The sequence below is a fragment of the Variovorax sp. 54 genome (genome assembly GCF_002754375.1).
In the GTDB taxonomy this organism is placed as follows: Bacteria; Pseudomonadota; Gammaproteobacteria; order Burkholderiales; family Burkholderiaceae_C; genus Variovorax.
In genome coordinates this window covers 6,395,377-6,420,862 of record NZ_PEFF01000001.1, presented here as the reverse complement: position 1 = coordinate 6,420,862, position 25,486 = coordinate 6,395,377, and the positions used below count along the sequence as shown (strand labels likewise).

General features: G+C 66.2%; 26 protein-coding genes and 1 pseudogene. 6 read left to right on the top strand and 21 right to left on the bottom strand.

The features are described from left to right. Positions 1–55 precede the first annotated feature (55 nt). The 8 genes from CLU95_RS29465 to CLU95_RS29430 all read right to left on the bottom strand — a co-directional run bounded on the left by CLU95_RS29465 (position 56) and on the right by CLU95_RS29430 (position 6,510). Positions 56–1,039, bottom strand: a complete 984-nt coding sequence (locus CLU95_RS29465) for an LD-carboxypeptidase (protein WP_099796859.1) — start codon at positions 1,037–1,039, stop codon at positions 56–58. Continuing rightward, complete coding sequence (tadA, locus tag CLU95_RS29460) at positions 1,036–2,151, bottom strand: tRNA adenosine(34) deaminase TadA (RefSeq protein WP_099796858.1); 1,116 nt, start codon at positions 2,149–2,151, stop codon at positions 1,036–1,038. Before tadA ends, CLU95_RS29465 begins: the two co-directional genes overlap by 4 nt. After that, positions 2,141–2,365, bottom strand: coding sequence for a hypothetical protein (locus tag CLU95_RS29455; RefSeq protein WP_099796857.1), 225 nt, complete (start codon positions 2,363–2,365; stop codon positions 2,141–2,143). The genes tadA and CLU95_RS29455 overlap by 11 nt, the downstream gene beginning before the upstream one ends. Position 2,366: 1 nt before the next feature. Then, the gene (locus CLU95_RS29450; protein WP_099796856.1) at positions 2,367–3,002 is read right to left on the bottom strand and encodes an FMN-binding negative transcriptional regulator; all 636 of its coding nucleotides are present in this window, start codon (positions 3,000–3,002) and stop codon (positions 2,367–2,369) included. A 64-nt stretch (positions 3,003–3,066) separates the two neighbouring features. Beyond that, the gene (locus tag CLU95_RS29445) at positions 3,067–3,765 is read right to left on the bottom strand and encodes an ankyrin repeat domain-containing protein (RefSeq protein ID WP_099796855.1); all 699 of its coding nucleotides are present in this window, start codon (positions 3,763–3,765) and stop codon (positions 3,067–3,069) included. After that, positions 3,765–4,265, bottom strand: a complete 501-nt coding sequence (locus CLU95_RS29440; protein ID WP_099796854.1) for a GlcG/HbpS family heme-binding protein — start codon at positions 4,263–4,265, stop codon at positions 3,765–3,767. Before CLU95_RS29440 ends, CLU95_RS29445 begins: the two co-directional genes overlap by 1 nt. Before the next feature lie 116 nt (positions 4,266–4,381). Beyond that, positions 4,382–5,035 carry a response regulator transcription factor gene (locus CLU95_RS29435; RefSeq protein ID WP_099796853.1) on the bottom strand — a complete coding sequence of 218 codons (654 nt, stop codon included), beginning with the start codon at positions 5,033–5,035 and terminating at the stop codon, positions 4,382–4,384. Next, entirely contained in the window at positions 5,032–6,510 is a 1,479-nt protein-coding gene (locus CLU95_RS29430; protein ID WP_099796852.1) for a sensor histidine kinase, read from the bottom strand. The genes CLU95_RS29435 and CLU95_RS29430 overlap by 4 nt, the downstream gene beginning before the upstream one ends. A 61-nt stretch (positions 6,511–6,571) precedes the next feature. Between CLU95_RS29430 and CLU95_RS29425 the strand changes: the two genes are divergently transcribed. Continuing rightward, entirely contained in the window at positions 6,572–7,645 is a 1,074-nt protein-coding gene (locus CLU95_RS29425) for a DUF72 domain-containing protein (RefSeq protein ID WP_099796851.1), read from the top strand. 10 nt (positions 7,646–7,655) lie between these two features. Beyond that, the gene (locus CLU95_RS29420; protein WP_257214765.1) at positions 7,656–8,165 is read left to right on the top strand and encodes a GNAT family N-acetyltransferase; all 510 of its coding nucleotides are present in this window, start codon (positions 7,656–7,658) and stop codon (positions 8,163–8,165) included. Here the strand turns inward: CLU95_RS29420 and CLU95_RS29415 are convergent. The 11 genes and pseudogenes from CLU95_RS29415 to icd all read right to left on the bottom strand — a co-directional run bounded on the left by CLU95_RS29415 (position 8,162) and on the right by icd (position 20,868). Continuing rightward, positions 8,162–8,677: a GNAT family N-acetyltransferase gene (locus tag CLU95_RS29415; RefSeq protein WP_257214764.1), complete on the bottom strand. Its 516-nt coding sequence runs from the start codon at positions 8,675–8,677 to the stop codon at positions 8,162–8,164. The two genes, CLU95_RS29420 and CLU95_RS29415, sit on opposite strands and share 4 nt — an antisense overlap. Positions 8,678–8,699: 22 nt before the next feature. Then, positions 8,700–9,131, bottom strand: a complete 432-nt coding sequence (locus CLU95_RS29410; RefSeq protein ID WP_099796849.1) for a DUF3574 domain-containing protein — start codon at positions 9,129–9,131, stop codon at positions 8,700–8,702. Between the two features lie 20 nt (positions 9,132–9,151). After that, positions 9,152–10,591 (bottom strand): exodeoxyribonuclease I, encoded by a 1,440-nt coding sequence (gene sbcB, locus CLU95_RS29405; RefSeq protein ID WP_099796848.1) that lies wholly within the window; start codon positions 10,589–10,591, stop codon positions 9,152–9,154. After that, positions 10,592–12,040, bottom strand: a complete 1,449-nt coding sequence (gene cls / locus CLU95_RS29400) for a cardiolipin synthase (RefSeq protein WP_099796847.1) — start codon at positions 12,038–12,040, stop codon at positions 10,592–10,594. It abuts the gene before it with no gap. Positions 12,041–12,140: 100 nt separating this feature from the next. Continuing rightward, positions 12,141–14,462, bottom strand: coding sequence for an ATP-dependent Clp protease ATP-binding subunit ClpA (gene clpA / locus CLU95_RS29395; RefSeq protein ID WP_099796846.1), 2,322 nt, complete (start codon positions 14,460–14,462; stop codon positions 12,141–12,143). A gap of 67 nt (positions 14,463–14,529) precedes the next feature. Then, positions 14,530–14,889, bottom strand: a complete 360-nt coding sequence (clpS, locus tag CLU95_RS29390; RefSeq protein WP_099796845.1) for an ATP-dependent Clp protease adapter ClpS — start codon at positions 14,887–14,889, stop codon at positions 14,530–14,532. 140 nt (positions 14,890–15,029) lie between these two features. Continuing rightward, positions 15,030–15,641 (bottom strand): hypothetical protein, encoded by a 612-nt coding sequence (locus CLU95_RS29385; RefSeq protein WP_143606068.1) that lies wholly within the window; start codon positions 15,639–15,641, stop codon positions 15,030–15,032. After that, positions 15,638–15,886: a hypothetical protein gene (locus CLU95_RS30970; RefSeq protein ID WP_180288493.1), complete on the bottom strand. Its 249-nt coding sequence runs from the start codon at positions 15,884–15,886 to the stop codon at positions 15,638–15,640. The genes CLU95_RS29385 and CLU95_RS30970 overlap by 4 nt, the downstream gene beginning before the upstream one ends. A gap of 140 nt (positions 15,887–16,026) precedes the next feature. Then, positions 16,027–16,446, bottom strand: a pseudogene (gene tssB / locus CLU95_RS29380) (type VI secretion system contractile sheath small subunit); the annotation flags it as partial. Between the two features lie 96 nt (positions 16,447–16,542). After that, the gene (gene tssH, locus CLU95_RS29375; protein WP_099796843.1) at positions 16,543–19,248 is read right to left on the bottom strand and encodes a type VI secretion system ATPase TssH; all 2,706 of its coding nucleotides are present in this window, start codon (positions 19,246–19,248) and stop codon (positions 16,543–16,545) included. A gap of 360 nt (positions 19,249–19,608) precedes the next feature. Further along, positions 19,609–20,868, bottom strand: a complete 1,260-nt coding sequence (gene icd, locus CLU95_RS29370; protein WP_099796842.1) for an NADP-dependent isocitrate dehydrogenase — start codon at positions 20,866–20,868, stop codon at positions 19,609–19,611. Between the two features lie 220 nt (positions 20,869–21,088). Here icd and CLU95_RS29365 point away from each other — a divergent pair, with 220 nt between their 5' ends. The 3 genes from CLU95_RS29365 (at position 21,089) to CLU95_RS29355 (ending at position 22,328) form a co-directional block, all read left to right on the top strand. Further along, positions 21,089–21,427, top strand: coding sequence for a cell envelope biogenesis protein TolA (locus tag CLU95_RS29365; RefSeq protein ID WP_099796841.1), 339 nt, complete (start codon positions 21,089–21,091; stop codon positions 21,425–21,427). 150 nt (positions 21,428–21,577) lie between these two features. After that, positions 21,578–21,766 carry a hypothetical protein gene (locus tag CLU95_RS29360; RefSeq protein ID WP_099797527.1) on the top strand — a complete coding sequence of 63 codons (189 nt, stop codon included), beginning with the start codon at positions 21,578–21,580 and terminating at the stop codon, positions 21,764–21,766. Positions 21,767–21,857: 91 nt separating this feature from the next. Next, positions 21,858–22,328 carry a DUF192 domain-containing protein gene (locus CLU95_RS29355; protein WP_082548869.1) on the top strand — a complete coding sequence of 157 codons (471 nt, stop codon included), beginning with the start codon at positions 21,858–21,860 and terminating at the stop codon, positions 22,326–22,328. A 255-nt stretch (positions 22,329–22,583) separates the two neighbouring features. On the opposite strand, the gene CLU95_RS29350 is transcribed toward CLU95_RS29355, so the two are convergent. Further along, positions 22,584–23,165 carry a superoxide dismutase gene (locus tag CLU95_RS29350; RefSeq protein ID WP_099796840.1) on the bottom strand — a complete coding sequence of 194 codons (582 nt, stop codon included), beginning with the start codon at positions 23,163–23,165 and terminating at the stop codon, positions 22,584–22,586. A 50-nt stretch (positions 23,166–23,215) separates the two neighbouring features. Next, positions 23,216–24,529: an exodeoxyribonuclease VII large subunit gene (gene xseA / locus CLU95_RS29345; RefSeq protein ID WP_099796839.1), complete on the bottom strand. Its 1,314-nt coding sequence runs from the start codon at positions 24,527–24,529 to the stop codon at positions 23,216–23,218. Between the two features lie 312 nt (positions 24,530–24,841). Here xseA and CLU95_RS29340 point away from each other — a divergent pair, with 312 nt between their 5' ends. Further along, the gene (locus CLU95_RS29340) at positions 24,842–25,474 is read left to right on the top strand and encodes a MotA/TolQ/ExbB proton channel family protein (RefSeq protein ID WP_099796838.1); all 633 of its coding nucleotides are present in this window, start codon (positions 24,842–24,844) and stop codon (positions 25,472–25,474) included. Positions 25,475–25,486: the final 12 nt, after the last annotated feature.

Sequence of the window (25,486 nt, the reverse complement as noted above, 5' to 3'; positions counted from 1 at the left end):
ACCCGCAGCGGCCTTGCCGGCCGCTGTTGCAAGGTGTCGGCGCCTGCGCGGGCGCTCAGTGATCGTGGGGGTGATGGTCGTGACCGTGGTGATCATGGCCATGGTCGTGATGGCCATGCCGATGGCCCCACACCAGGAACACGTCGCGCCCCTCGGCGGCCAGTGCCACCTTTGCGCCCACCGGCAACAGCACCTTGGTCTGCACATGGCCGAACGGCAGACCGGCAATGACCTGCACCTTCTTCAGGCTGGCGCGCAGCCGGTCGATCACCGTGTTCATGCCGAAGCCGCGGTCGTAACCGGCGATATTGCGCACGCCCGTGAACTGGCCGAACACCACGGCCTTCTGGCGCGCCAGCACGCCCGCGAGCTTCAGCTGGTCGAGCATGCGTTCGATGCGGTACGGGTGCTCGTTGGTGTCCTCGATGAACAGCACGCCCTTGTCGACCACCGGGAAGTACGGCGTGCCCAGCAGGCTGGTCAGCACACAGAGGTTGCCGCCCCAGAGCACGGCGTCTTCGATCGGCTTGACCTTGAGTTCGGCGTCGCGCACCGGCATGCGCCAGCCGGTGCCTTCGCCCTGCCCGCTCAACAGGTCGTCGAAGCAGGCTTCCATGATGTCGTCGGGGCCGCCTTCGGCGCCGAAGTCTTCACCGACCGCGGGGCCGGACCAGGTGATGGCGCCGTTCTTGGCCAGCAGTGCGTTCTGCAGCGCCGTGAAGTCGCTGCAGCCGACGAACTCGATGCCCTTGTCGATCGCCTTGGCCAGCGCCTTGTACGGCAGCGCATCGAGGATGCGCGTGAGGCCGTAGCCGCCGCGCGCGATCAGCGCCACGTCGGCGCCGCTCGCGGCGGCGCGTGAGATGGCGGCGAGCCGGGTCGCATCGTCGCCGGCAAAACGCTGGTGCGCCGTGAGCGCGGCTTCGTCGATTTCGACCTCATGGCCGAGGGCCTTGAGCCGGGCCACGCCGCGCCGGAAAGCGGCTTTGTCGCGGATGGCACTGGAGGGGGAGTAGATGTAGATATGTTGCGAAGTCACGGCGTCGAGTATCCCATTGCGTCCCGGATCTGCCGGGCCAGGGGGGCGGCCTGCGCGGTGGTCGGCCCACCCGACGTGGCACGCGGACCGAGCGCACGCAGTGCGGCTTCGTAGCCCCGGTCGGGGAATGGGGCACGCCAGGCATCCTTGGCGCGCACGCCGCTGTCGGGGGCGATGAGGCTCGCGACGAAGCGGCCTGGTGCTGCCGCTTGCAGCAGCGTTGCCAGTTCGCCGGCTGCTTTGCTGTGCACCAGCACGAGCGGTTCGGGATGGACCTGATCGAGCCACGCCAGCAGCACGTCGCGGTGCCATTCGAGCCGATGCGTGGCTTCGCGCTTGGGCTTGTCGCTCTTGCCGAAGCCGATCAGGTCGGGCACCAGCGTGCGCAAGCCCGGTGCGCCGACGAGGTGGCGAAAGACGTAGCCCCACTCGCCCGGGCCATGCAGGCACAGGCAGTCAGCCACGTGGCCGTCGCTGCCGACCGGACCGCTCTCATCCACCCAGTGCAGACGCCAGCCCTGCAGGATCGGCAAGTCCTGGACGTGGTGCGGCGAGAAGTCGAAATCGGCAAGCGCTGCAAAGCGCTCGACCGACGTGCGCAAGGCGTCATCACGCAGCGGCTCGGCCTGCGCGCGCGCCACACTGCGGCGCTGCTGGAAGAAGCGCTGCAGCAACGCGCTGCAGTCGTCGGCCAGCACGCCACCCTGCACGCGCGTGTGGTGGTTCAGCTTCGGCTCGGCGAACAGGTCGAGCACCGAGCCCGCGGCACCGGTCTTGGGGTCGGCGGCGCCGAACACCACGCGCGCCAGCCGCGAATGCAGCATCGCACCCGCGCACATGGCGCAGGGCTCGAGCGTGACGAACAGCTCGCAGCCATCGAGCCGGTAGTTGCCGAGCGCGGCAGCGCCGGCACGCAGCGCGTTGATCTCGGCATGCGCGCTCGGGTCGTGCTGCGCCACGGGCGTGTTGCGGCCGGTCGCGATGACCTGCCCGTCCTTCACCAGCACCGCGCCCACCGGCACCTCGCCCGCGTCAGCCGCGCGCTGCGCTTCCTGCAGCGCGAGCGCCATCCAGTGCGCGTCCGATGTCGATGCGACCGGCTCAGTTGTCATCGGGCATCTTGCGGGCCTGGGCCGCGGCGTCGAGGGCGTCCTTGACCTGTTGCTGGACCTGCTGCGCCTGTGTACGCACATCGGCAGCCGCGGGGGCCGAGGCACCGGGTGCGGCCGGTTGCTTCGCGATGGCGGTGCGCGACAGCTGCTGCTTCGCCAGCAGGCCGACGACGACCAGTGCGAGCACGAGGCCGATCAATCCGAACATCCGCATCTCAGCGTGCCTCCGGTGCGGCGACCATGCCGAGCCGTTCCATCCACACGGCCAGCGCCTGCTCGTCCGGCGAGCCGGTGCGGTAGACCTCGCCCATCGCCGCATGCGATTCGGGCCGGTGCTGATTGAGCTTGATCTTGCATTGCAGCGCCGTCACGTGCAGCTCGAAGCCCATGATGCCGGCCAGCATCTTGCGCTGGAACTCTTCGCCGAGGTCTTTCCACTGCTGGGCATACGCCGGTTCGTGGTCGCCGATGAGCTTCTTGAGCAGCGCATCCTTGGCCTCGGGCGTCTCGACGAGCCGGGCTTCAACGGTGCAATGGACCGCGAGGTAGTTCCAGGTCGGCACCCGCGCCAGGTCGGGATAGACCGAGGGCGACAGGTAAGCATGCGGCCCCTGGAAGACCACGACCGCGCGCGGTCGTGCCTGCAGGTAGCGCCAGTGCGGGTTGGGCTTGGCGCAGTGCCCCAGCAGCACGAGCGCATCGCCCTCGCGCGGCTCGGCCACGATGGGCAGATGGGTGACGAAGGGCGAGCCCTCGTCGTCGTTCGAGATCAGGTTGGCAAAGGGGTGTGCGCGCATCAGGCCCAGCGCGACGGCCGGGTCCTTGGCGTTGAACTGCGGAGGCATGTACATGGGGCGGGTTCCTCGTGGGGAGCTCCGATTGTCCCCGAGTCGCCCCGGCTTCTCATGCAGCAGGCTACTTAGCGCGTGCCGCTTCCAGCTGCTTCACCATCTCCTTGTAGCCGCGCGCCTTCGCCAGTTGCAGCGGCGTGAGGCCCTGGCGGTCGGCCAGTTGCAGGTTGGCGCCGCCGGCGATCAATGCGGCCAGGGTGCGCTGGTGGCGTGCACCGCCATCGCCCAGCACGATCGATTCGATCGTCGCCGTCCAGTGCAGGTTGTTCACGTGGTCCAGTGGCGCACCCGCTGCGACCAGCCGGCGCACGACCTCGTCGTGCCCCAGGTGCGCGGCGGCGATCAATGCGGTGCCGTCGTAGCGGCTGGTGGTCTGCCCGGGCTTGGCGCCCAGTTGCAGCAGCAGCGTGAGCGTGGTCACGTCGTCGGCCACGGACGCGATCGTCACGGCGTCGTAGCGGTCGTCTTCGAGCAGGTCGATGTTCGCGCCCGCCTTGGCGAGCAGCTTCACGGCGTCGCGCTGGCGCGCATAGGTGGCGACCTGCAGCGGCGTGCGGCCGCGCGCGTCGCGCACATCGAGGCTGGCGCCGGAGGCGATCAGGCTCTTGAGCTTCGGCATATCGCCGTGCCAGGCTGCGCGGTGCAGGCCTTCATAGGCCAGCACTTCGGCAGCCAGCGGCGGCACCTGGGCCGCCGCACCGGGCGCGGCGCTCCAGCCGATCGCGGCGGCGAGCACCGCCGACCAGAGACCGCGCGCCGTCATCAGAGTTGGCCCTTGACCTTCTCGAGCGCGGCGTTGGCGCACTGCTCGTCGAGGTGGCCGCCCGGCGCACCGCCCACGCCCACGGCACCGATCACTTCGTTGCCCGACTTGATCGGCACGCCGCCGCCCAGCAGCAGGAAGCCCGGCAGGTAGACGAGGTTGGCGGCGCCGGGGTTCTTCTGGGCGCCTTCCATCATGGCTTGCGTGGGGCTCTTGGCCGAAGCCGAGGTCCAGGCCTTGCGCTCGCTCGATGCCAGCGTGTGCGGGCCGGCGTTGTCGGCGCGCTGCACGGCGCGCACGAGACCGGCGCGGTCGACCACCGTAGCGGCGACGTTGTAGCCGTTGGCGGCGCAGGCAGCCACGGTCTCTGCGGCGATCTGGTTGGCCAGCGCAAGCGAGATGTTCTTCTCGGTGCGGACAGCGGGGGCCGGCGTCTGGGCCTGGGCGACGGAAGCAGCGAGCAGAACGGCGAGGCCGCCCACGCGGATGATCGATTGCATGGTGTTTTTCTCCAGTGATGAGAGGGTTCGTGCCGGCCTGTGCCGACAGCGGTGTCACTGTAAAAAAACCAGCCCGCCGCGGCCATTCGTACGGCTACGCCCGGCACTCCGTAGTTCTACGGAGCGCCCTCTTCTCCCGCATCCGACGCCAGCACGGCGTAGCGCCGGATCAGCTGCGCGAGCGAGTCGCAGTCGAGCTTGGCGAACAGGTTCGCGCGGTGGGTCTCGACGGTGCGCGGCGACAGCGCCAGCACGCGCGCGATCTCCTTGTTGGTGAGCCCCTGCACGATGAAGGCCAGCACCTCGCGCTCGCGCTCCGACAGCTGCGCCACCCGCTCCCGCGCCGCGTGGTCGGCCTGCGAGCGCTCGCGCGTTCGCACGTGCTGGCGCACCGCCTGCTGCAGGGCTTCGAGCAACTGCTCGTCGTCCACCGGCTTTTCGAGGAACTCGGCCGCGCCGGCCTTGAAGGCGCGGCGGCACATCTCGACCGTGCCGTGGCCGGTCAGCATGATCACGGGCTGGTCGACGCCCTGCGCCACCAGCCGGTCGAGCACCGTGAGGCCGCTGATGCCGGGCATGCGCACATCGAGCACGATGGCGCCGACGCTCGCGCGGTCGAAGCCGTCGATGAAGGCCTGCGGATCGGCCCAGCCCTGCACGCGCAGGCCGACCGTGCCGATCAGCAGCGACAGGCTGTCGCGCACGGCCTGGTCGTCGTCGATCAGGTGGATCAGGGGCGATTGGGGCTGGTCGGCAGTCGGCGTGGTCATGTCGAGGGTGCCACCAGCGGCAGCAGCAAGGTGAAGCGCGCGCCACGCGGCGAGGCGTTGGCCGCGCTCAGGCTGCCGCCCATGCCGATGGCCAGCGTTTCGCTCAGGCTCAGGCCGAGTCCCAGGCCGCCTTCGCGCGTGCTGAAGAAGGGTTCGAACACGCGCGGGAGCGCTTCGGGCGCGATGCCACGGCCGTTGTCGGTGACGGTCAGCACGCCCTCCTCGCCATTGCGGCCGACCGAGACCACGAGGCGCCGTTCGGCCGCGGGCACGAGGTCGAGCGCCTGTGTCGCGTTCATCAGCAGGTTGTGCACGATCTGCTCCAGCGCCACGGCCTCGGCCTGCACGCGCACGGGCGCCTGCGCGGCGGCGTCGAACTGGGCCGCAACACCATGGCGTGCGAACTCGGGCGCCAGCAGGTGCATGGCGCTGCGCACCACCTCCTGCAGCACCAGCGGCTTCACGTCGCCGCCGGCCTCGGGCCGCTCGATCACGCGGCGCAGGCGGCCGACCACGCCGGCCGCGCGGCGGGCCTGCTCGACGGCCTGGCCCATCGCATCGCGCGCGGTGGCGAGATCCGGCGGCTCATCGTCGAGCAGGCGGCGCGCGGCCTGGGTGTTGGCCAGCACGGCCGTGAGCGGCTGGTTGAGTTCGTGCGCCAGCCCGGCCGACAGCTCGCCCAGCGCATTGAGCCGCGCGACCTGGCCCAGGCGCAGCAGCTCTTCGGCGCGGCGACGCGCAATGCGCTGGCGCTGCGCAGCCCAGAGGCCCGCCAGCAGCAGCGCCATCGCCACGGCCCAGCCGCCAATAGTGCGCCACGGCAGCTCGGCCCAGCCGACCTGTCGCTCGGCCACCAGCTCGAAGGGCTGGCTCGGCGACGCGAGCGCCTTGCTCAGGCTGTAGCGCCAGCCGTGTTCGGCCGACTGGCCGGGTTGCAGCACCAGCTGCTGGCCGTCGCGCTGCAGGATCAGGCGCACCGGGCTGCGCTGCGGGTTCATCGGCCAGTCACGCCAGGGCACCGAGCCGACGAGGTCGATCTCGAGTGCGTAGCTGAGCGGCTCGGAGCCGATCACGAGCTGGTAGCGGCCGTGCGGCAGATCGAGCACGGCCAGGTCGGCACGGCGTTCGGCGCGCGAGCGAGCCTCGGCGGCGGCCAGCGCGTCGGCGTGCTCGGCATCGGGCCAGGGCTCGTCGGCCGCGCGCCGCTGCACGCGCAGGATCGACGAGTACACCGACGGCAGGCGCCGCTCGGGGAAGTCGGCGCCGGCGTTGGGCTCGAGCAGTGCGAGCGTGGCCAGCACGGCGTCGTACTGCACCACCTGCTGGCTCAATAGCCGGTGCGCGATGCGCGCGTCGGTCTCGAAATCCTGCTGAAGGCTGGTCAACTCGGCGCGCGCGAACCACACGGCGCCGGCGGCCGTGAGCACCACCCACGCCAGCCACCAACCACCTCGCGTACGCAACCACTGTGTCATGGCGCGGATTGTGCCCGGCGCCGACAGGCCTCCCCGCTTGGCCGAAAATGCCGACCCAGACATGGCTGACGTGCAGGACTCCCTCTTTTCCGATCTCCCCGAACTTCCGCGCCGGACCGCGGCGACCGAGGAGGCCGAGGCGCCATCGCCTTCGCCGAAGAAATCGCGCGGCGCCACAGTGAAGCCGGTGGCACCCGACGCGGCGCTGGTCGCCCTGTCCGCCGAGTTGCCACCGCAACTGCGGCTGGGCACTTCGTCGTGGAGCTACCCCGGCTGGGCCGGCCTGGTCTGGGACGGCGACTACGCCGAAACCGTGCTCTCGAAGAATGGCCTGTCGGCGCTCGCCCAGCACCCGCTGCTTCGCACCGTGAGCCTGGACCGCAACTTCTACCGCGCCCTCACCGCCAGCCAGTACGCGCGCTATGCGGCCATGGTGCCGGACGATTTCCGCTTCGTCGTGAAGGCCCCGAGCCTCGTGACCGACGCCACCGTGCGCGACGAAAGCGGCCGCGGCACGCAGGCCAACCCGGTGTTCCTGAGCCACGAGATCGCGCTGCAGGAGTTCGTGCAGCCGGCGCTCGACGGGCTGGGTCATCGCATCGGCGCGCTGGTGTTTCAGCTGAGCCCGATTCCCGCGCACCTGCTGGCCGACCAGCCCGCGCTGATCGCGCGCATCGGCACGATGCTGGCGGCGATGCCCGACCTGAAGCCGACCGCGCCCGACGCCGTGCTCGCCGTCGAGGTGCGCGACCCGCAGCTGCTGTGCCCCGCCTTCGCCGACATGCTGCGCAGCGTGGGCGCGACCTTCTGCATGGGCCTGCACGCGAAGATGCCGCCCATCGAAGACCAGTTGCCGATGCTGCGCGCGCTGTGGCCCGGACCGCTCGTGTGCCGCTGGAACCTGCACCGCCGCCACGGCCGCTTCGGTTATGAAGACGCCGAAAAGCTCTACGGCCCTTTCGACAAGGTGCTGGACCCCGACCCCGAAACGCGCGCCGCGCTGGCCAAGGTGATTGCCGGCACCACGGGCGCCGGACAGAACGCCTTCGTCACCGTGAGCAACAACGCCGAAGGCTGCGCGCCACTGACCATCGCGTCGCTGGCGCAGGACATCGTGGACCGGATTTCCCGCTAGGACACCCGCCGTGCATTCGATCTCGTTCCGACCGCTACACGCTTCCGATTTCGCGATGCTCCACGACTGGCTGTGCCGCCCGCACGTGGCCGAATGGTGGATGCCCGTTCCCACGCTCGCCGAGGTCGAGGCCGACTTCACGCCGATGCTCGCGCCCGACTCGACGGATCGCGGCTACGTCGCGCTGCGCGACGGGCAGCCCTTGGGATTCATCCAGTCGTACGTCGTGGTGGGTTCGGGCGATGGCTGGTGGGAAGACGAACGCGACCCGGGCGCTCGGGGCATCGACCAGTTCCTGGCGCACGCGGACCAGCTGAATCGCGGACTCGGCAGCGCGATGGTGCGGGCCTTCACGGACCAGTTGTTCGCCGACCCGGCGGTGACGCGCATTCAGACCGATCCGTCACCACGCAACGCACGCGCGATCCGCAGCTACGCCAAGGCTGGCTTTCGCGCGCTGGGCGAAGTGGTCACGCCCGACGGGCCCGCGCTGCTGATGGTGCGCGAGCGCGGCGGCTAAGTCGAAGACGGTGCGGCCTCGAGGTCGCACCACATGTGGACCTTCGACGAAAACGCACCATCGAGCACGGTGGCCATCGGCTCGACGCCGAAGACCTGAAAGCCGCAACGCTCGTACAGCGCCTGCGCCGGGCGATTGCCTTCCGTCACGGTCAGCTGCACCACACGCACGCCGTCAAGCGCGCGTGCATGGGTGAGCAAGGCCAGCACCAGTTGCCGACCGGCGCCCGCGCGCCGTGCTGGCTCCGCCACCACCATGCCGAACAAAGTGGCCTTGTGGCGTGTGCGCTGCCGCGATTCGCGGCCGAGCCCCGCTGCGCCGATGAGCACCCCATCGGCATCGAAGGCGCCGTACACCACTTCGGCGGCGTCGGCGTCCGTGCGCAGGCGCGTCTCCCACCACGTCGGCGGCAGGCTGGCGCGCTCCTCGACCGTGGAGGTGAAGGCCTCGGGGTGCCGCGCGTAGGCGTCGAGCATCAGCGCGCGGTAGGCCGGCGCGTCGATGGGGGCCAACCGGCGAACGTGGGGAACGATGTCAGAAACGGGCACAGACGGACTGCCTTTCCTGCAACACCGCCTCTTGCGCGAAACGCTGGCGGTAGGTGTCGATCAACGTGGCGATGGCGTCATCGGTCTTCGTGTCACGCGGGTGCAGCAGCACGACCAGCTTCGAAGGCTCGCGCACGACCTGCCCCGACGCGCCCCACCACTGGCCGGCGGCGTCGATCACGGTGAAGCCTTGCGGAAAGGCCGGGGTCACGCGGGTGTCGAGAAAGTCGGCCCAGTCGGTGTCGGACACCTGACCGCCCGTGGGGATGGCGCGGCCGAAATAGAGGGTGTCGCGCTCGAAGGCATCGAAGCCTGTGGCGCAGTTGCCGGGCGGCCCTGCGGCGCAACCTGCAAGCACCGCAGCGACCAATGCGCCCGCCACGCCTGCGCGAGACAGTGTGTGACGTGCGACGCTCATGCCGGCACCTCGGTCTTTCTTCAGGCCTCGGGCGCGATCATCTCGGCGTACTCGTACAGCGCGCCAAGGATTTCCTCGCCGCGCTCGTCCGCGTTCTCGGACAGCGCATCGACCTCGCTGAACAGCGCCTCGATGGTGCGCGCCCCGCCCTCGCCCTTGAACAGGCGCGCCACGCGCAGCGCTTCCCAGCGCTCGGTCTCTTCCTCGTTCAACGACTCGGGCCAGTTGCGCGCGCGGTAGCGGAAAAGGATTTCGTCGAGCCGCCCGTCGTCGAAGGCCACGCGCTCCTTGGCGAGTCCTTCGGGCGACAACCCGCGCAGCTGGTTCAGGCGCCGGCGGTCGCCGTTGCCGACAAAGCCGCCGTAGAGGTCTTCATCGACATCGGGCGTCGCCTCCTTCGGACGGGAGAAAACCTGCGACCAGATGGCGCTCATGTCGGGCAGGTCGCGCGCGATGGCGGCGTGGCGCATGGCGGTGTCCATGTCGACGCCCCAGCGCTCGGCCATCGCCGGTGCCAGCGTGCGCAGGTTGCCGACCACCATCGGCGATTTGTTCAGGTGCACGCTCTTCATCGGCAGTCGCGTCACGCCTTCGGGCAGGTCGGCGGTGCGCGTGAACAGGCGCAGGCGCAGCGTCTCGGCGTCGAGGTCGCGCAGCTCGCTCGGGTCTTGCGACAGGTCCCAGGCCAGCAGCTCGTTCTTGTTGGTCGGGTGGCTGGCCAGCGGCCACATCACGGCCAGGCAGCCGCGCTCGACTGGGAACATGCCCGACACGTGCAGGAAGGGCTTGGCCGTCTCGCGCATCGCGGGCAGGCTGAGCTCAATCGCCACGCGGTCCTTCTTGTGCAGGCTGAAGGCGAAATCGAACAGCTTGGGCTGCTTGTCGCGGATGAGCCGGGCCAGCGCGATGGTGGCGCGCACGTCGGACAGCGCATCGTGCGCCGACTCGTGCAGCAGGCCGTTGGCGCGCGCCAGGTCTTCGAGCTTGAAGCTGGGCTTGCCGTCTTCTTTTTTCGGCCACTCGATGCCGTCGGGGCGCAGCGCGTAGGTGAGGCGCACCACGTCGAGCAGGTCCCAGCGGCCGCAGTCGTTCTGCCATTCGCGTGCGTACGGGTCGATGAGGTTGCGCCAGAACAGGAAGCGCGTGACCTCGTCGTCGAAGCGGATGGTGTTGTAGCCGACGCCGACGGTGCCGGGCTGCGAGAAGGCTTGCTCGATGTGCGCAGCGAACTCGTGCTCGGGAATGCCGCGCTCCAGGCAGATCTGCGGCGTGATGCCTGTGATCAGGCAGGCCTCGGGGCTGGGCAGGTAGTCCGGCGCGGGCTTGCAATAGATCATCAGCGGCTCGCCGACCTCGTTGAGTTCGGCGTCGGTGCGGATCGCGGCGAACTGCGAGGGACGGTCGCGGCGCGGCACGGCGCCAAAGGTTTCGTAGTCGTGCCAGAGAAAGGTGTGGTTCATTCAGAGCAAGGGAGAAAACAGTCGCGCAATGGCGTCGCCGAGGCGGCGCCAGAAAGTCTGCGGCCGATGGGCACGCACGGAGCCGGAGCTGTGCAGGTCGGTTTCGAACTGCGCCGCCAGCGGCTGGGTCAGCGCGGGCCCGTAGACGACGGCGCAGACCTCGAAGTTGAGCCGGAAGCTGCGGTTGTCGAAGTTGGCGGTGCCGATCATCGCGCAATGGTCGTCGACCACCAGCGTCTTGGAGTGCAGCATGCGTTCCTTGTACTCCCAGACCTTGACGCCCGCGGCGATCAGTTCGTCGAAGTACGAACGCGCCGCGGCGCTCACGATGGCCGAATCGCTGCGGCGCGGCACCAGCAGCCGCACGTCGACGCCGCGCAGCGCAGCGCTCGTCAGCGCCATCAGCGCAGGCTCGCCCGGCACGAAGTACGGCGTGGTCAGCCAGGCCCGGCGCGTGGCCGAATGGATGGCCTCGACGTGCATGCGGTGGATGGCTTCGAGTGCGTTGTCGGGGCCACTGGTGACGATCTGCACCGGGATGTCGCCCGCTTCCACCTGGGGCAGCAGCACGTCGAGGAGCTCGTCCGAGCGGTGCCGGTTCTTGCCGGTGGCGTAGCTCCAGTCTTCGAGGAAGGTGGTCTGCAACCAGCGCACCGCGCTGCCTTCGATGCGCACATGCACGTCGTGGTAGGCGTCCTTGGGGTTGGTGCGCTTGTCTTCCTCGTCGGTGATGTTCACGCCGCCCGTGAAGCCGACACGGCCGTCGCACACCACGATCTTGCGGTGGGTGCGGTAGTTGGTCACGGGGCGCAGGCGCCGGCCGATCTTGGTGTCGTGGAACAGCGCCACCTCCACGCCCGCCGCGAGCATCGGCGCCATGAACTTTCGGCCGATGCGCTTGGAGCCGAGCGCGTCGAGCAGCAGGCGCACCCGCACGCCGGCCTGCGCGCGCTCGATCAGCAGGTCGCGCAAGGCGGTGCCGATCCGGTCAGGCTCGAAGATGTAGTACTCGAGGTGAATGTGGTCGCGCGCCGCGCGCACGGCCTCGAAGATGGCGTCGAAGGTGCGCGCGCCGCCCGACAGCAACTCGACGCTCGTGGCGCTCGACACCGGCAGGCCGCAGGCGGCCGTGCCCAGCCGGGCCATCTGCTGCAGCGCCGGCGGCGCATGCTGCGAGGCGTCCCGCAGCCGCGCCAGGTCGGCCTGTGCATGCGCGCTCGCCCGGATGCGCAGGCGCTTGAGCCGCTGCTTGCGCAGCCGCTGCGGTCCCAGGAAGTAATAGACGATGAAGCCCGCGAACGGCAGCAGCGCCAGCGACAGGATCCAGCTCATGGTGGACACCGGCGCGCGCTTTTGCATCACGATCCAGATCGACAGCACGGCGATGTAGCCGCTCCACGCCAGGGAGAGGCCGGTTTTCCATTCGTGGCTGAGTTCGGGAAGGATCAAGGCGAAAGCGGATGAAGGCGGAGTGTTTGGGGCCTGCCCAAAGAAAAAGGCCGGCAGCGAATGCTACCGGCCTTTGACGGGGTTCCTCAGAGGCGCTTGATCAGCCCGTGGCGGCCTCTTCGGCTTCAGGCTTCGACTTGCCTTCCTTCTTGGGGATCGGCTGGATGTCGAGCAGCACTTCGTCCTTCTCGTCGATGTCGACTTCGAGTCGGCCACCATCGGTCAGGCGGCCGAACAGCAGCTCGTCGGCCAGTGCACGACGGATCGTGTCCTGGATCAGGCGCTGCATCGGACGTGCGCCCATCAGCGGATCGAAGCCCTTCTTCGCCAGGTGCTTGCGCAGCTTGTCGGTGAAGGTGACCTCGACCTTCTTCTCGCTGAGCTGGGTTTCCAGTTGCAACAGGAACTTGTCGACCACGCGCAGGATGACGTTTTCGTCGAGCGCCTTGAAGTTGACGATGGCGTCCAGGCGGTTGCGGAACTCCGGCGTGAACAGGCGCTTGATGTCGCCCATTTCGTCGCCGGTCTGCCGCGCGTTCGTGAAGCCGATGGTCGCCTTGTTCATGGTTTCGGCACCCGCGTTCGTCGTCATGATGATGATGACGTTGCGGAAGTCGGCCTTGCGCCCGTTGTTGTCGGTCAGCGTGCCGTGGTCCATGACCTGCAGCAGCACGTTGAAGATGTCCGGGTGCGCCTTCTCGATTTCGTCGAGCAGCAGCACCGAATGCGGCTTCTTCGTGACAGCTTCGGTCAGCAGACCACCCTGGTCGAAACCGACGTAGCCCGGAGGTGCGCCGATCAGGCGGCTCACCGCGTGACGCTCCATGTACTCCGACATGTCGAAGCGGATCAGCTCGATGCCCATGATGTAGGCCAGCTGCTTCGCGGCTTCGGTCTTGCCGACGCCCGTGGGGCCGGAGAACAGGAACGAGCCGATCGGCTTGTCGCCCTTGCCCAGGCCCGAACGCGCCATCTTGACCGCGGAGGCCAGCACTTCGAGTGCCTTGTCCTGGCCGAACACGACGCTCTTGAGGTCGCGCTCGATGGTCTGCAGCTTGCCGCGGTCGTCGTTGCTGACGTTGGCCGGGGGAATGCGCGCGATCTTCGCGACGATTTCCTCGACTTCCGTCTTGCTGATGGTCTTCTTGCGCTTGCTTGGCGGCAGGATGCGCTGGGCGGCACCGGCTTCGTCGATGACGTCGATCGCCTTGTCGGGCAGGTGACGGTCATTGATGTACTTGGCGCTGAGCTCGGCCGCAGCCTGCAGGGCCGCCACGGCGTACTTGACGCCATGGTGCTCCTCGAAGCGCGACTTCAGGCCCTTCAGGATGTCGACGGTTTCCTGCACCGTCGGCTCGACCACGTCGACCTTCTGGAAGCGACGCGACAGCGCCGCGTCCTTCTCGAAGATGCCGCGGTATTCCGTGAAGGTGGTGGCGCCGATGCACTTGAGCTGGCCGCTGGAGAGCGCCGGCTTGAGCAGGTTCGACGCGTCGAGCGTGCCGCCCGAGGCTGCGCCCGCACCGATCAGGGTGTGGATTTCGTCGATGAACAGGATGGCGTTCGGCTTGTCCTTGAGCGACTTGATCACGCCCTTCAGGCGCTGTTCGAAGTCGCCGCGGTACTTGGTGCCCGCCAGCAGCGCGCCCATGTCGAGCGAGAACACCTGCGATTCGGCCAGGATTTCCGGCACGTCACCCTGGGTGATGCGCCATGCAAGGCCCTCGGCAATCGCCGTCTTGCCCACGCCGGCCTCACCCACGAGCAGCGGGTTGTTCTTGCGCCGGCGGCACAGGATCTGGATGACGCGCTCGACCTCGTACTCGCGGCCGATCAGCGGATCGATCTTGCCGTCCTTGGCCATCTGATTGAGGTTCTGGGTGAACTGCTCGAGCGGCGAGGCCTTCTCGTTGCGTTCGCCGCCGCCCTCTTCACCTTCGCCCTGGGGGGCTTCGCCGCTGCCCTTGACGGCTTCCGGCGGATCGCTCTTCTTGATGCCGTGGGCAATGAAATTGACCACGTCCAGGCGGGTGACGCCTTGCTGGTGCAGGTAGTACACGGCGTGCGAATCCTTCTCTCCGAAGATCGCGACCAGCACGTTGGCGCCGGTGACTTCCTTCTTGCCGTTGCCGGTGGACTGCACATGCATGATGGCGCGCTGGATCACGCGCTGGAAACCCAGGGTGGGCTGGGTGTCTACATCGTCGGAGCCCGCCACCTGCGGCGTGTTGTCCTTGATGAAGTTGGTGAGCGACGCCCGCAGGTCGTCGACGTTCGCCGAGCAGGCGCGCAGAACTTCCGCGGCGCTCGGGTTGTCCAGCAAAGCGAGCAGCAGATGTTCCACGGTGATGAACTCGTGGCGTTGCTGCCGGGCCTCGACGAAGGCCATGTGCAAGCTGACTTCCAGTTCCTGGGCAATCATGTGATTTCCTTTTGCCTTGCTGTAAATAAGTTCTCAGATGGGTTGGAGCGCGTGCAATTCAACTGGTTCACGCGACCGGTTCGCTGACACATTGCAGCGGGTGTCCCGCCTGATGCGCCGCCTCCATCACCTGATTGACCTTGGTGGCCGCCATGTCGCGGGAATAAACCCCACAAATACCCCGGCCATCGAGGTGGATCTTGAGCATGATCTGGGTCGCCGTTTCTCGGTCCTTGCTGAAATATTCCTGCAGGACGACGATCACGAACTCCATCGGTGTGTAGTCGTCGTTCAGCATGACGACCTGGTACATCTGGGGCGGTGCCGTTTTTTGCGGGCGGCGCTCCAGAACGACCGAATCTCCGTCGTCGCCCGCCGGTTTCTGCGCCGGTGGGGTGCTGGGAGTTTTGGGAATTCTCGTTGCCATGAAAAAGATTCTATAGAGCGTGCAAGCACCGTGCCGACGCCAACAGACTTGGTGACGCCTATTCGACAAATCAAGGGGCATGCGTCGTGTACGACAGCACGAAGACAGACGTAAAAAAACCGGCAGATTGCCGGTCTTTTTTACAGATTGCGCAGCACGGGGCCTTTGGGGGCCGGCAACTTCCGGCCCGGCACCCGGGTCGCGACCGGTAGATCGGGCGGCAAGGCGTCGATTTCTTCGTCGGTGAGTTCGCGCTCGGGTGGCGCCAGAGCTTCCCAGCGCGCCGCCGTCGGCAGTGCGAGGGGGGCCGGTGAAGTCGCCAGCTCCGGATCGGGGGGCACCGCCGGGACTGGCGGCGACGATCGTGGCTGCACTGGCTGCACTGGCTGCACTGGCTGCACTGGCTGCGGTGGTGCGAGAGGCCGCTCAAGCGGCCCCTCTCTTTTTGCCAGCAAGGTCGGGGGCGTTGGCCGCAAGGCCTGCCATTCGGCCCGGCGCCGCGCATCCTGTTCGGCCTGCCAAAGCGCCAGGGCCAGGCGCTGCACGTCCTGGTGCGCGATCTGTTGTTGACCCAGCAACTCCAATTCGGCGCGGATCACCTGCCGCGTCTGGTCGCGCTCTGCATCCAGGGCACGGCGCTGCGCCTCAAGCTGCCTGCCGAGCCGTTGCGAGAACACCCAGAAACCGAGCAAGGCCCCGGCGACGCCGACCGCGAAGCAGACGACAAGGAAATTGACCTGGATCAGCGTCACAGCGGAACCTCCTCGTCGGCATCCCATTTGCGCAACAGATCGAGCGGAATGGCATCGGCCACCTGTGAAAACCGCTGACCGGACATGCGTTCGGCCTGCTTGAGCAACACGGCAACGGGACTGCTCGGTTCGTGGTTCTCGAACCATCGGCGGGCCTTGCGAATGTCACGCAGGATGTCGTCGCGTGTCGCCAGGCCCTCGCCGACTGGCGTGCTTGCCGGCCACGACGGGAGCAGGCTTGGCATTGTTGCGACCGCGGCAGGCGGTGCCGATGAGCCGGTTCGCTGGAACGGGGCCAGCAATCGCACCAGCGCGTGCAGTGAAGGCGTGTCCTGCCCCAGGTGCTGGCCGGCCCAGGCGACGATCTGCGCCGCAGCCTCGGCGGCTTGCCGTCCATGTAGGTCTGCAGGTTGGCCAGCTGCGTGCGGGCTTCCAGGAGCCGGCTGAGCGGCTCCACTTTTCGAGCGACGGCGGCCGGCGAAAAGTCTTCGATGCTCTCGAAGGTGATGTCGACCATGAGCTGGCCTTCACCCGTCAGCGTGTTAGGCACCGCGAATGCAACGCGCGGCTGGATCGCCTTCATCCGTTCGTCGAAGTTGTCAATGTCGATATCGAGAAACTTTCGCTCGGGCACCGGCGGCAAGGCCTGTGCCGGTTTGCCAGACAGGTCGGACAAGACGCCCATCACGAAGGGCAGCTCGATCTTCTTCTCGGACCCGTAGATTTCCACGTCGTACTCGATCTGCACACGCGGCGCCCTGTTGCGGGCAATGAACTTCTGACTGCTGCTGTTGTTGGTAGCCATGAAAAAACTCCCTGATGAAAAACAAACAAGAAACTGGCATCACGCGGCTTCGAAGCGGCGATGCATCTCTAGGGCCAACGAGGCCACTCGGTGGATTCAGCCGAACTCGGTGTGACAGACGATGGCGCCTCCTCCTTGCAAGGCTGGGTTGGCGTTGTCGCTCGCCTTCACGTCGGCAGTCATGCGCTTGATCTTTCGCCGCGCTTGAAGCGCATCCAGCCATTGCCGGGAAAGAATCGGCAGGATTCGTTGTTCGATGAAGCCGATCAGACGACGAGCCCCCGTTTCATAGGCGCCGCACTGGCCGACGATCTTGGCGAGCAGCGCAGGCGTGTAGTCCAACGCGATGTCGTGCTGCGCACGCATGCGTTCGACCACGCGATCCAGATGCAAGCTCACGATGTCGCGCAGCGCGCCCGGGGCCAAAGGCAGGTAAGGCACCACGGTCAATCGACCGAGGAAGGCGGCAGGAAAAACTGTTCGCAGCGACGGCTGAAGCGCATCACGCAGGACATCAACTTCAGGCACCAGCAAGGGGTCTTCGCAGAGAGCGGCAATGAGTTCTGCACCGGTGTTGCTCGTCAACAGGATCGTGGTGTTCCTGAAATCGACACGACGCCCTTCTCCATCTTCCATCCAGCCCTTGTCAAACACCTGATAGAAGATCTCGTGGACATCCGGGTGGGCTTTTTCCACTTCATCGAGCAGGATCGTGCTGTAGGGCTTGCGGCGCACGGCCTCCGTGAGCACGCCACCTTCGCCGTAGCCGACATAACCCGGAGGCGCTCCCTTCAAGGTCGAGACCGTGTGCGACTCCTGGAACTCGCTCATGTTGATGGTGATGAGGTTCTGCTCACCGCCATACATGGCCTCGGCCAGTGCCAACGCAGTTTCTGTCTTGCCCACGCCCGACGGGCCGGCCAGCAGGAACACGCCCACAGGCTTGTTCGGATCCGTCAGGCGTGCCCGCGCCGTCTGCATGCGCTCCGCAATCACCGCGAGCGCAGACCCCTGGCCGATCACGCGCGCCTCCAACCTGGATTGAAGTGCGACGACAGCGGCAACTTCATCCGTCACCATTCGCCCCACGGGAATTCCCGTCCAGTCGGCCACGATGCTCGCAACCACCGCCTCGTCAACCTGGGGAAAAATCAGAGGCAGCTCCTTCTGGTGCGCGGCAAGCTCTTGCTCCAGGGTCACCAGCTGCGCCGAGGGTGCATTCCCCTCGGCGCAGCTCAGCTCTCCCGCCTCCTCCCTCTTCTTTGTTCTCAATCCATGAATCGTGCGAACCAATGCCAGCTCGTCTTGCCATCGCGCCTCGTGCTCTGACAGCGTGTGCTGCGCGGCATCGAGTTGCACTCTGGCGGCATCAAGGCGCAATACTCTTTCCTCGCGGCCATGAGCGACAACGCCCTCTTGAGCAAGCAGCCCAAGTTCGACCTCAAGCGCTGTGATGCGGTGCCGCCATTGCTCGACTTCAGGCGGTGGCGCATGAAGCGACATGGCTACGCGCGCACATGCGGTGTCGAGCAGGCTGATCGCCTTGTCGGGCAACTGGCGTGCGGGGATGTAGCGATGTGACAGCGTCACAGCAGCGCGCACAGCCTCATCGAGCACGAGCACGCCGTGATGCTCGGCAAAGGTGGCGACAAGGCCGCGCACCATCTCGATCGCGGAAATCTCGTCGGGCTCTGCCACCTGCAATGTCTGAAAGCGCCGCGTCAGTGCGGGGTCCTTTTCGATGTGGCGCTTGTACTCGCTCCAGGTGGTGGCACCGATCGTGCGCAAGGTTCCCCGTGCAAGCGCAGGCTTGAGCAAGTTGGCGGCATCGCCGGTTCCCGATTGCCCGCCCGCGCCGACCAAGGTGTGCACTTCGTCAATGAAGAGGATGACGGGTTGGATGGACTTGCCCGCCTCTTCCAACAATGCCTTGAGGCGCGACTCGAACTCCCCTCGCATGCTCGCGCCGGCCAGCAGCGCCCCGACATCGAGACTCCAGAGTCGGCAGTTCTTCAGGTCAGGAGGAACTTCACCTTGGGTGATGGCCAGTGCCAACCCTTCGACAACCGCAGTCTTGCCGACGCCCGCATCGCCCGTGAGCAAGGGATTGTTCTGACGACGGCGAAGCAGAATGTCGACCATCGTGCGGATTTCGTGTCCGCGCCCGATGACGGGGTCGATCTGTCCTTGAAAAGCGCGCTCGGTCAGATCCGTGCAGTAGCGTCGCAATGCCGACTTGCCGTCGGACGTCGCATCCGCGAGCGCCCCGCTGGCCTCGCCAGGCAGCGCTGACGGCAGACCGGAGCCATCGTGCGGTCCTTCTTGCCCTTCGGGAGAGCCGGCCACGATGGCGCTGACGGCCTCTGTCAGTTGATCTGCGGGGATTCGCTGGAATGCAGGCGAGATACCAAGCAGCACGCGCCGCAGCTCCGGCGTCTGAAGCAGCGCAGCAAGCAACCAGGCACCACGCACGCAATGCGCACCGAACTCGAGGCTGGACAGCACCCACGCGCGTTCGATGGCTGCTTCGATGTGGCTCGAGAAATCGGTCAACGACGTCGCGCCAGATGGCAGGCTGGACAACGCCAATGCGAAGTCTTTCTCGATGGCTTGCGAGTCGATCTGGTAGTGCCGGCAGATGCGGTGCAGGTCGCTGTCGTTGAGCTGCCAGAGTTGATGAATCCAGTGCGTCAGTTCAACGTACGGATTGCCACGCAATTTGGCGAATGCGGTGGCGGATTCGATGCCGCGAAACAGTGTGAGATTGAGCTTGCCGAACAGCGCACGCCGGGAGATCGTCATGGCGCGATCTGTCGAGCGGTGTGCACGCCTTGTTCGGTCGACTCACCTGCAACGCCCGAGGTCGTCGAGCAGATTTCTGCGTTCTTTTTCCCCACTTCGCGCCCTTATGCTTCTTGGAATGGGCGCGATTCTGGCGGCTCGCTGCAAGGCAAATCGCAGCACAGTTTCTACCAATAGTTAAACAAATGAGGCCGCCTCTTGATCTGTGATGTTTGCCCGCCGCTCCTTACGTTCGGAATACAAAGGAGGTAGTTCAACAACGATATCGAGGGTGTGGCGGGCAAGAAAAAACCCTCGAGTCCTTCCGGAAGCTCGAGGGCTTGATAGGGGTCTGACGTTTCTCAACGTCAGCGATTGCAATTACATGTTGTCGATCATGACCTGACCGAAGCCCGAGCAGCTCACTTGCGTCGCGCCGTCCATCAGGCGCGCGAAGTCATAGGTCACCTTCTTGCTGGCGATCGACTTTTTCATCGCGCTGATGATCAGGTCAGCCGCTTCGGTCCAGCCCATGTGGCGCAGCATCATTTCGGCGGACAGGATCTCGGAACCCGGGTTCACATAGTCCTTGCCGGCGTACTTGGGGGCCGTGCCGTGGGTGGCTTCGAACATGGCGACGGTGTCACTCAGGTTCGCACCCGGGGCGATGCCGATGCCGCCGACCTGTGCGGCCAGCGCGTCGGACACGTAGTCGCCGTTGAGGTTCAGCGTGGCGATCACGCTGTACTCGGCGGGACGCAGAAGGATCTGCTGCAGGAACGCGTCGGCGATGCTGTCCTTGACGGTGATTTCCTTGCCCGTTCGGGGGTTCTTGAACTTCATCCACGGGCCGCCGTCGATCAGCTCGGCGCCGAACTCCTTCGCGGCCAGGTTGTAGCCCCAGTCCCGGAAGCCACCTTCGGTGAACTTCATGATGTTGCCCTTGTGGACCAGGGTCACGCTGGGCTTATCGTTGTCGATGGCGTACTGGAAGGCCTTGCGCACCAGGCGCTCAGTGCCTTCACGCGAGACAGGCTTGACGCCAATGCCCGAGGTGTTCGGGAAGCGGATCTTCTTGACGCCCATCTCGTCCTGCAGGAACTTGATGAGCTTCTTGGCCTTCTCGCTTTCGGCTTCGAACTCGATGCCAGCGTAGATGTCTTCCGAGTTCTCGCGGAAGATGACCATGTTGGTCTTGTGCGGCTCGCGCACCGGGCTGGGCACGCCTTCGAAGTACTGGATGGGGCGCAGGCACACGTACAGGTCGAGTTCCTGGCGCAGCGCCACGTTCAGCGAACGGATGCCACCACCGACGGGCGTGGTCAGCGGGCCCTTGATGGACACCACATAGTCACGCACCGCGTGCAGGGTTTCCTCGGGGAGCCAGACGTCGGGGCCGTAGACCTTGGTCGACTTCTCGCCCGCGTAGACCTCCATCCAGTGGATCTTCTTCTTGCCGCCGTAGGCCTTGGCCACTGCGGCGTCCACCACCTTGAGCATCACCGGCGTGATGTCCAGCCCGGTGCCGTCGCCTTCGATGAACGGAATGATCGGCTGATCCGGCACATTGAGCGAATTGTCAGCGTTGACCGTGATCTTCTGGCCTTCGGTCGGGACTTTGATGTGCTGATAGCTGGACATGAGGGGGCTTGACTCCGGGAAATGACGTAATTCGAACGACTGTCTGCGAATACAGACAGCGAGGGAGAATCGCTGTACAGCGCGCTAACAAATCGCTGTACATTTTAGACGCAACCCATCAGCGAGCAATTGTCAACCGTAGGGCGATAGAGCCCGTTACTGGCTGACCTTCTGCTCGCCGGGAGGCGTTTCCAACCAATTCTCGATAGAGGAATCATCAATGAGCAAACTTCTCGCAGTCATGATCGCAGGCCTGTTCGCCGCTGGCGCGTACGCCCAGAACCCGGCCGGTACCACGCCCGAACAAGGCAACGCGACCAACAGCAAGTCGCAAGCCCGCGCTGAAGCCAAGAAGGAAGCCAAGCCCGCTGGCAAAGTGGCTCCTGCTGCTGGCGACATCGCCAAGACGCCTGAAGGCGGCACGTTCGGCGCCGACAAGGCTGGCGTTGCTGGCGAAAAGCGCGCCAAGACCCGCGACGATCGTCGTCGCAACAAGGACGGCAGCGTGAAGCGCAAGGCCACCCAAGGCGGCACGCCTGACATGCCCGGCGCCAAGTAAGCTGGTCTGTCCCCAAAAGAAGCGCTCTCCGGAGCGCTTTTTTTCGTTTGAAGTTTTGCTCGATCACTGTCAACCGGGGTTCCCGAGGCCCGTTGAATGGAGACCTTCCACAGGGAGGTGATCCAAATCAACAATCTCAAAGGATTTCTCATGAACAAGCTGATCGCAGCCCTGGTCGCCGGCCTTTTCGCAGCCGGTGCATTCGCCCAAGCCGCCGAACCCGCGCCCGCAGCGCCGGCCGCTCCCGCCGCGCACAAGGCAAAGGCCAAGCACACGGTCAAGAAGCACAAGGTGCGTCACGTGTCCAAGGCCCACGCGGCCGCCGCCAAGAAGGTGTAAGCTTTCAAGCTCCCGGCAATGCCCGCTTCAGCGGGCATTTTTATTGGTCACGGGCCGACCTTCTGTGTCCCGGCCCCGAAAGAGTCATCCGATGTTTCAGCGTCTCGCCGCGCTGCTTTTGGTGTCCGCGTCCTTCCTGGCGCCGGCCCACGCGCAGCAGCAAATCCAACCGCAACCCCAAACCGATCTGGCACGCACGCAGTTGTCGGTCGGCCTCTACAAGATCGACGCGCAGGTGGCGCAATCGCCCCGCGAGCGCGAGATCGGCCTGATGTTCCGCAAGACGATGCCGCAGGCCGAGGGCATGATCTTCGTGTTCGAGCAGCCAGCCACGCAGTGCTTCTGGATGCGCAACACGCTGTTGCCATTGACCGCCGCCTTCGTGGCCGATGACGGCCGCATCGTCAACCTGGTCGACATGCAACCGATGACCGAGAACTCGCATTGCTCCGAAGAGCCGGTGCGCTACGTGCTCGAGATGAACCAGGGCTGGTTTGCCAAGAAGAACATCAAGAAGGGGGCCAAGCTCGGCGGCGAGCTGTTCTCCGCCGCCAAGCGCTGAGCCCAACGCCCACAAAAAAGCCGACCCGCAGGTCGGCTTTTTTCATGGCGCTGACCCGTCCTGCCCAGGGTTGACACCTTTTCCCTCAAGAAAAGGCAAGTCAATGGAATCAAGCGTCAAACGCACCCAGCGGGACTACACGCTGGCTTTTAATGAGGTTCATCGGGCGTCTATTGCCGGCTTCAACACGCCGGCTATGTGTCTCTCTTAGGTGTCAGCCTAGGGCAGGACGGGTCACGAGCGCCAGGTCCGGCTTCAGCCGAAGTTCTTCGCTGCGAAGTCCCAGTTGGCCAGCTTGGCCAGGAAGGTCTCGACGAACTTCGGGCGCATGTTGCGGTAGTCGATGTAGTACGCGTGTTCCCACACGTCGACCGTCAGCAGCGCGGTGTCGGCGGTGGTCAGCGGCGTGCCGGCGGCGCCGGTGTTCACGATGTCCACCGAACCGTCGGCCTTCTTCACGAGCCAGGTCCAGCCCGAACCGAAGTTGCCCACGGCCGACTTCACGAAGGCTTCCTTGAAGGCGTCGTAGCTGCCCCACTTGGCGTCGATGGCCTTGGCCAATGCGCCCGTCGGTGCGCCGCCGCCTTGCGGCTTCATGCAGTTCCAGAAGAAGGTGTGGTTCCAGATCTGCGCGGCGTTGTTGTAGATGCCGCCGCTGGACTTCTTGATGATCTCTTCGAGCGTCATCGCTTCGAATTCGGTGCCCTTTTGCAGGTTGTTCAGGTTCACCACGTAGGCGTTGTGGTGCTTGCCGTGGTGGAACTCGAGCGTTTCCTTCGAATATTCGGGAGCCAGTGCGTCGATGGCGTACGGCAGGGGTGGGAGCACATGTTCCATGATTTTTTCTCGTGGGTTGGTTGTGGGGAATGAAGGATTCTAGGAAGTAATCATTGAGGCCGCGTCGGACGTGTTCCCGTTGCGCCGCCGGGCGTCACGGTCAGATCGACCGAGCCATCCGAAAGGCGCGCGACCACGGCATCGCCGGCCTGCAGGCTGCCTGCGCTGACGACCGCGCGGCCCTCGCCGTCGGTCAACAAGGCGTAGCCACGCTGCAGCACCAAGGCCGGATCGAGCAGCCGCAGGCGCAGGGCCACGCGTTCGAGCCGCTCGCGGCGCTGCGTCAGCGCTCGCGTGAACTTCGCGGAAAAATCGGTGCCGATGGCCTGCGGCACCTGCGCCAGGCGCTCGCGGCGCGACAGCACCGCGTAGTGCAGCCGCTGCGCGTGATGCGCCAGCCGCAGCTGCTGGCGCGCCACCAGCCCCGAGGGACGGCCCAGCCGCGCAGCCGCCTGGTCCAGCCGTTGGCCGAGCACGTCGAGTCGCCCGCCCAGGGCATCGCCGAGCCGTTCGTCGAGCAGATCGAGCGCGCCGAGCCACAGGTCGCGCGGCGCGCTGACAAGTTCCGCGGCGGCCGTCGGCGTCGGTGCGCGCAGGTCGGCACAGAAGTCGGCAATGGTGAAATCGGTTTCGTGCCCCACGCCGCTGATCACTGGCACGGGACTCTGCACGATGGTCCGTGCCAGCGTTTCGTCGTTGAAAGCCCAGAGGTCCTCGATCGAGCCGCCACCACGCACCAGCAGGATCACGTCGACGGCCGGTTCCAGCGTATAGAGCGACTGTAAGGCGCGCACCAGTTCGGCTGGCGCATTGGCGCCCTGCACGGCCGCCGGGGCCAGCACCACGGGGATGTGGGGCACGCGCCGCCGCAACGCGGTCACGACGTCATGCAGCGCTGCAGCGCCCAGCGAGGTGACGACGCCCACGGCACGCGGCATGGACGGCAGCGCCCGCTTGCGCGCCGGATCGAACAGGCCCTCGGCTTCGAGACGCGCCTTGCGCTGCAGGAACTGCTCGAACAGCGCGCCCTGCCCCGCGCGCCGCAGGCTTTCGACCACCAGTTGCAGATCGCCGCGCGGCTCATACACCGCCAGTCGGCCGCGCACCTCGACCTGGTCGCCGTCGCGCGGCGCGAAGTCGAGCAGGCCCGCTGCGCGGCGGAACATCGCGCAGCGCAGCTGACCGGACTCGTCCTTGAGCGAGAAATAGCAATGACCGCTCGATGCGCGCGAGAAACCCGAGATTTCCCCGCGCACCGAGACCGGGTTGAAGCGCGCATCGAGCGCATCGGCCACCGCGCGGCACAACGCGCCCACAGCCCACACACGCGGCCCGGGCGCTGCATTCGGTTCCCTGAAGCTCATCGCGCCCCTCCGCCACCGAGCGCCACTCTTCCACAACGGGCGCTGCGTCCCCCACTTTGGAGGGGTATGGTGGAACAGATGCACGAGTTCTCGTGCAAGCTGTTGATTTCATTAAAAAAAGTGCTGCTCAAAATTCAATCGATCTAACGGAAAGCCCGTCCCATGCGGGTTCGGAGACATGGCGCCACGGGTTAATCACAAAGTTATCCACAGAATCTGTGCGTCCTTGCCGACACGCAAACAAGCCGCGAGCCGATGGTGGCTCGGTGGATAATCGCCGCGCATTTGCAGTCTACGGGCCGGAGGATTTTCTTGTTTTCCATCATTGTTGCCGCGGGCTGGCCAATCTGGCCATTGCTCGCCTGTTCGGTCATCGCACTCGCGCTGGTCATTGAACGTTTCACCAGCCTCAAGACCCTCAAGGTCCTGCCGCCGAAGCTGCTGGACGAAACCATCACCGTGTCACGCGGCGCGGTTCCCGGCCCGGATGTCGTGACCAAACTCGAAAGCAACTCGATGCTCGGCCAGGTGCTGGCCGCCGGCCTGCGCGCGCTGAACGCCAACCCGCGCTGCACCGAAGAAGACCTGCGCGCCGCCATGGAGGCCTCGGGCCGCACCGTGGCGCACAGGCTGGAGCGCTACCTGCCGGCACTGGCCACCATCGCCTCGGCGGCGCCGCTGCTCGGCCTGCTGGGCACGGTGATCGGCATGATCGAAATCTTCGGCTCGCAGTCGCCCGGCAGCGGTGCGGTCGGCTCGGGCAACCCGGCGCAGCTGGCGCACGGCATCTCGATCGCCCTGTACAACACGGCCTTCGGCCTGATCGTGGCCATTCCGACGCTGATCTTCTGGCGCTACTTCCGCAGCCGCGTCGACGAGTACCTGCTGAACCTCGAACTTTCGGGCGAGCGCTTCGCGCGCCACCTGAACGCACTGCGCAAATGAGCTCGCGGGGCC

What these genes read in the sequence shown, in the direction of transcription:
- CLU95_RS29440 (WP_099796854.1), bottom strand. Translation starts at nt 4,265, where the DNA reads ATGCAATCGATCATCCGCGTGGGCGGCCTCGCCGTTCTGCTCGCTGCT.
- clpS (WP_099796845.1), bottom strand. Translation starts at nt 14,889, where the DNA reads ATGGCAACGAGAATTCCCAAAACTCCCAGCACCCCACCGGCGCAGAAA.
- CLU95_RS29425 (WP_099796851.1), top strand. Translation starts at nt 6,572, where the DNA reads ATGGCTGACGTGCAGGACTCCCTCTTTTCCGATCTCCCCGAACTTCCG.
- sbcB (WP_099796848.1), bottom strand. Translation starts at nt 10,591, where the DNA reads ATGAACCACACCTTTCTCTGGCACGACTACGAAACCTTTGGCGCCGTG.
- CLU95_RS29360 (WP_099797527.1), top strand. Translation starts at nt 21,578, where the DNA reads ATGAACAAGCTGATCGCAGCCCTGGTCGCCGGCCTTTTCGCAGCCGGT.
- CLU95_RS29430 (WP_099796852.1), bottom strand. Translation starts at nt 6,510, where the DNA reads ATGACACAGTGGTTGCGTACGCGAGGTGGTTGGTGGCTGGCGTGGGTG.
- CLU95_RS29435 (WP_099796853.1), bottom strand. Translation starts at nt 5,035, where the DNA reads ATGACCACGCCGACTGCCGACCAGCCCCAATCGCCCCTGATCCACCTG.
- CLU95_RS29445 (WP_099796855.1), bottom strand. Translation starts at nt 3,765, where the DNA reads ATGACGGCGCGCGGTCTCTGGTCGGCGGTGCTCGCCGCCGCGATCGGC.
- CLU95_RS29410 (WP_099796849.1), bottom strand. Translation starts at nt 9,131, where the DNA reads ATGAGCGTCGCACGTCACACACTGTCTCGCGCAGGCGTGGCGGGCGCA.
- CLU95_RS29450 (WP_099796856.1), bottom strand. Translation starts at nt 3,002, where the DNA reads ATGTACATGCCTCCGCAGTTCAACGCCAAGGACCCGGCCGTCGCGCTG.
- icd (WP_099796842.1), bottom strand. Translation starts at nt 20,868, where the DNA reads ATGTCCAGCTATCAGCACATCAAAGTCCCGACCGAAGGCCAGAAGATC.
- CLU95_RS29355 (WP_082548869.1), top strand. Translation starts at nt 21,858, where the DNA reads ATGTTTCAGCGTCTCGCCGCGCTGCTTTTGGTGTCCGCGTCCTTCCTG.
- CLU95_RS30970 (WP_180288493.1), bottom strand. Translation starts at nt 15,886, where the DNA reads ATGCCAAGCCTGCTCCCGTCGTGGCCGGCAAGCACGCCAGTCGGCGAG.
- CLU95_RS29455 (WP_099796857.1), bottom strand. Translation starts at nt 2,365, where the DNA reads ATGCGGATGTTCGGATTGATCGGCCTCGTGCTCGCACTGGTCGTCGTC.
- CLU95_RS29350 (WP_099796840.1), bottom strand. Translation starts at nt 23,165, where the DNA reads ATGGAACATGTGCTCCCACCCCTGCCGTACGCCATCGACGCACTGGCT.
- tadA (WP_099796858.1), bottom strand. Translation starts at nt 2,151, where the DNA reads ATGACAACTGAGCCGGTCGCATCGACATCGGACGCGCACTGGATGGCG.
- xseA (WP_099796839.1), bottom strand. Translation starts at nt 24,529, where the DNA reads ATGAGCTTCAGGGAACCGAATGCAGCGCCCGGGCCGCGTGTGTGGGCT.
- clpA (WP_099796846.1), bottom strand. Translation starts at nt 14,462, where the DNA reads ATGATTGCCCAGGAACTGGAAGTCAGCTTGCACATGGCCTTCGTCGAG.
- CLU95_RS29365 (WP_099796841.1), top strand. Translation starts at nt 21,089, where the DNA reads ATGAGCAAACTTCTCGCAGTCATGATCGCAGGCCTGTTCGCCGCTGGC.
- tssH (WP_099796843.1), bottom strand. Translation starts at nt 19,248, where the DNA reads ATGACGATCTCCCGGCGTGCGCTGTTCGGCAAGCTCAATCTCACACTG.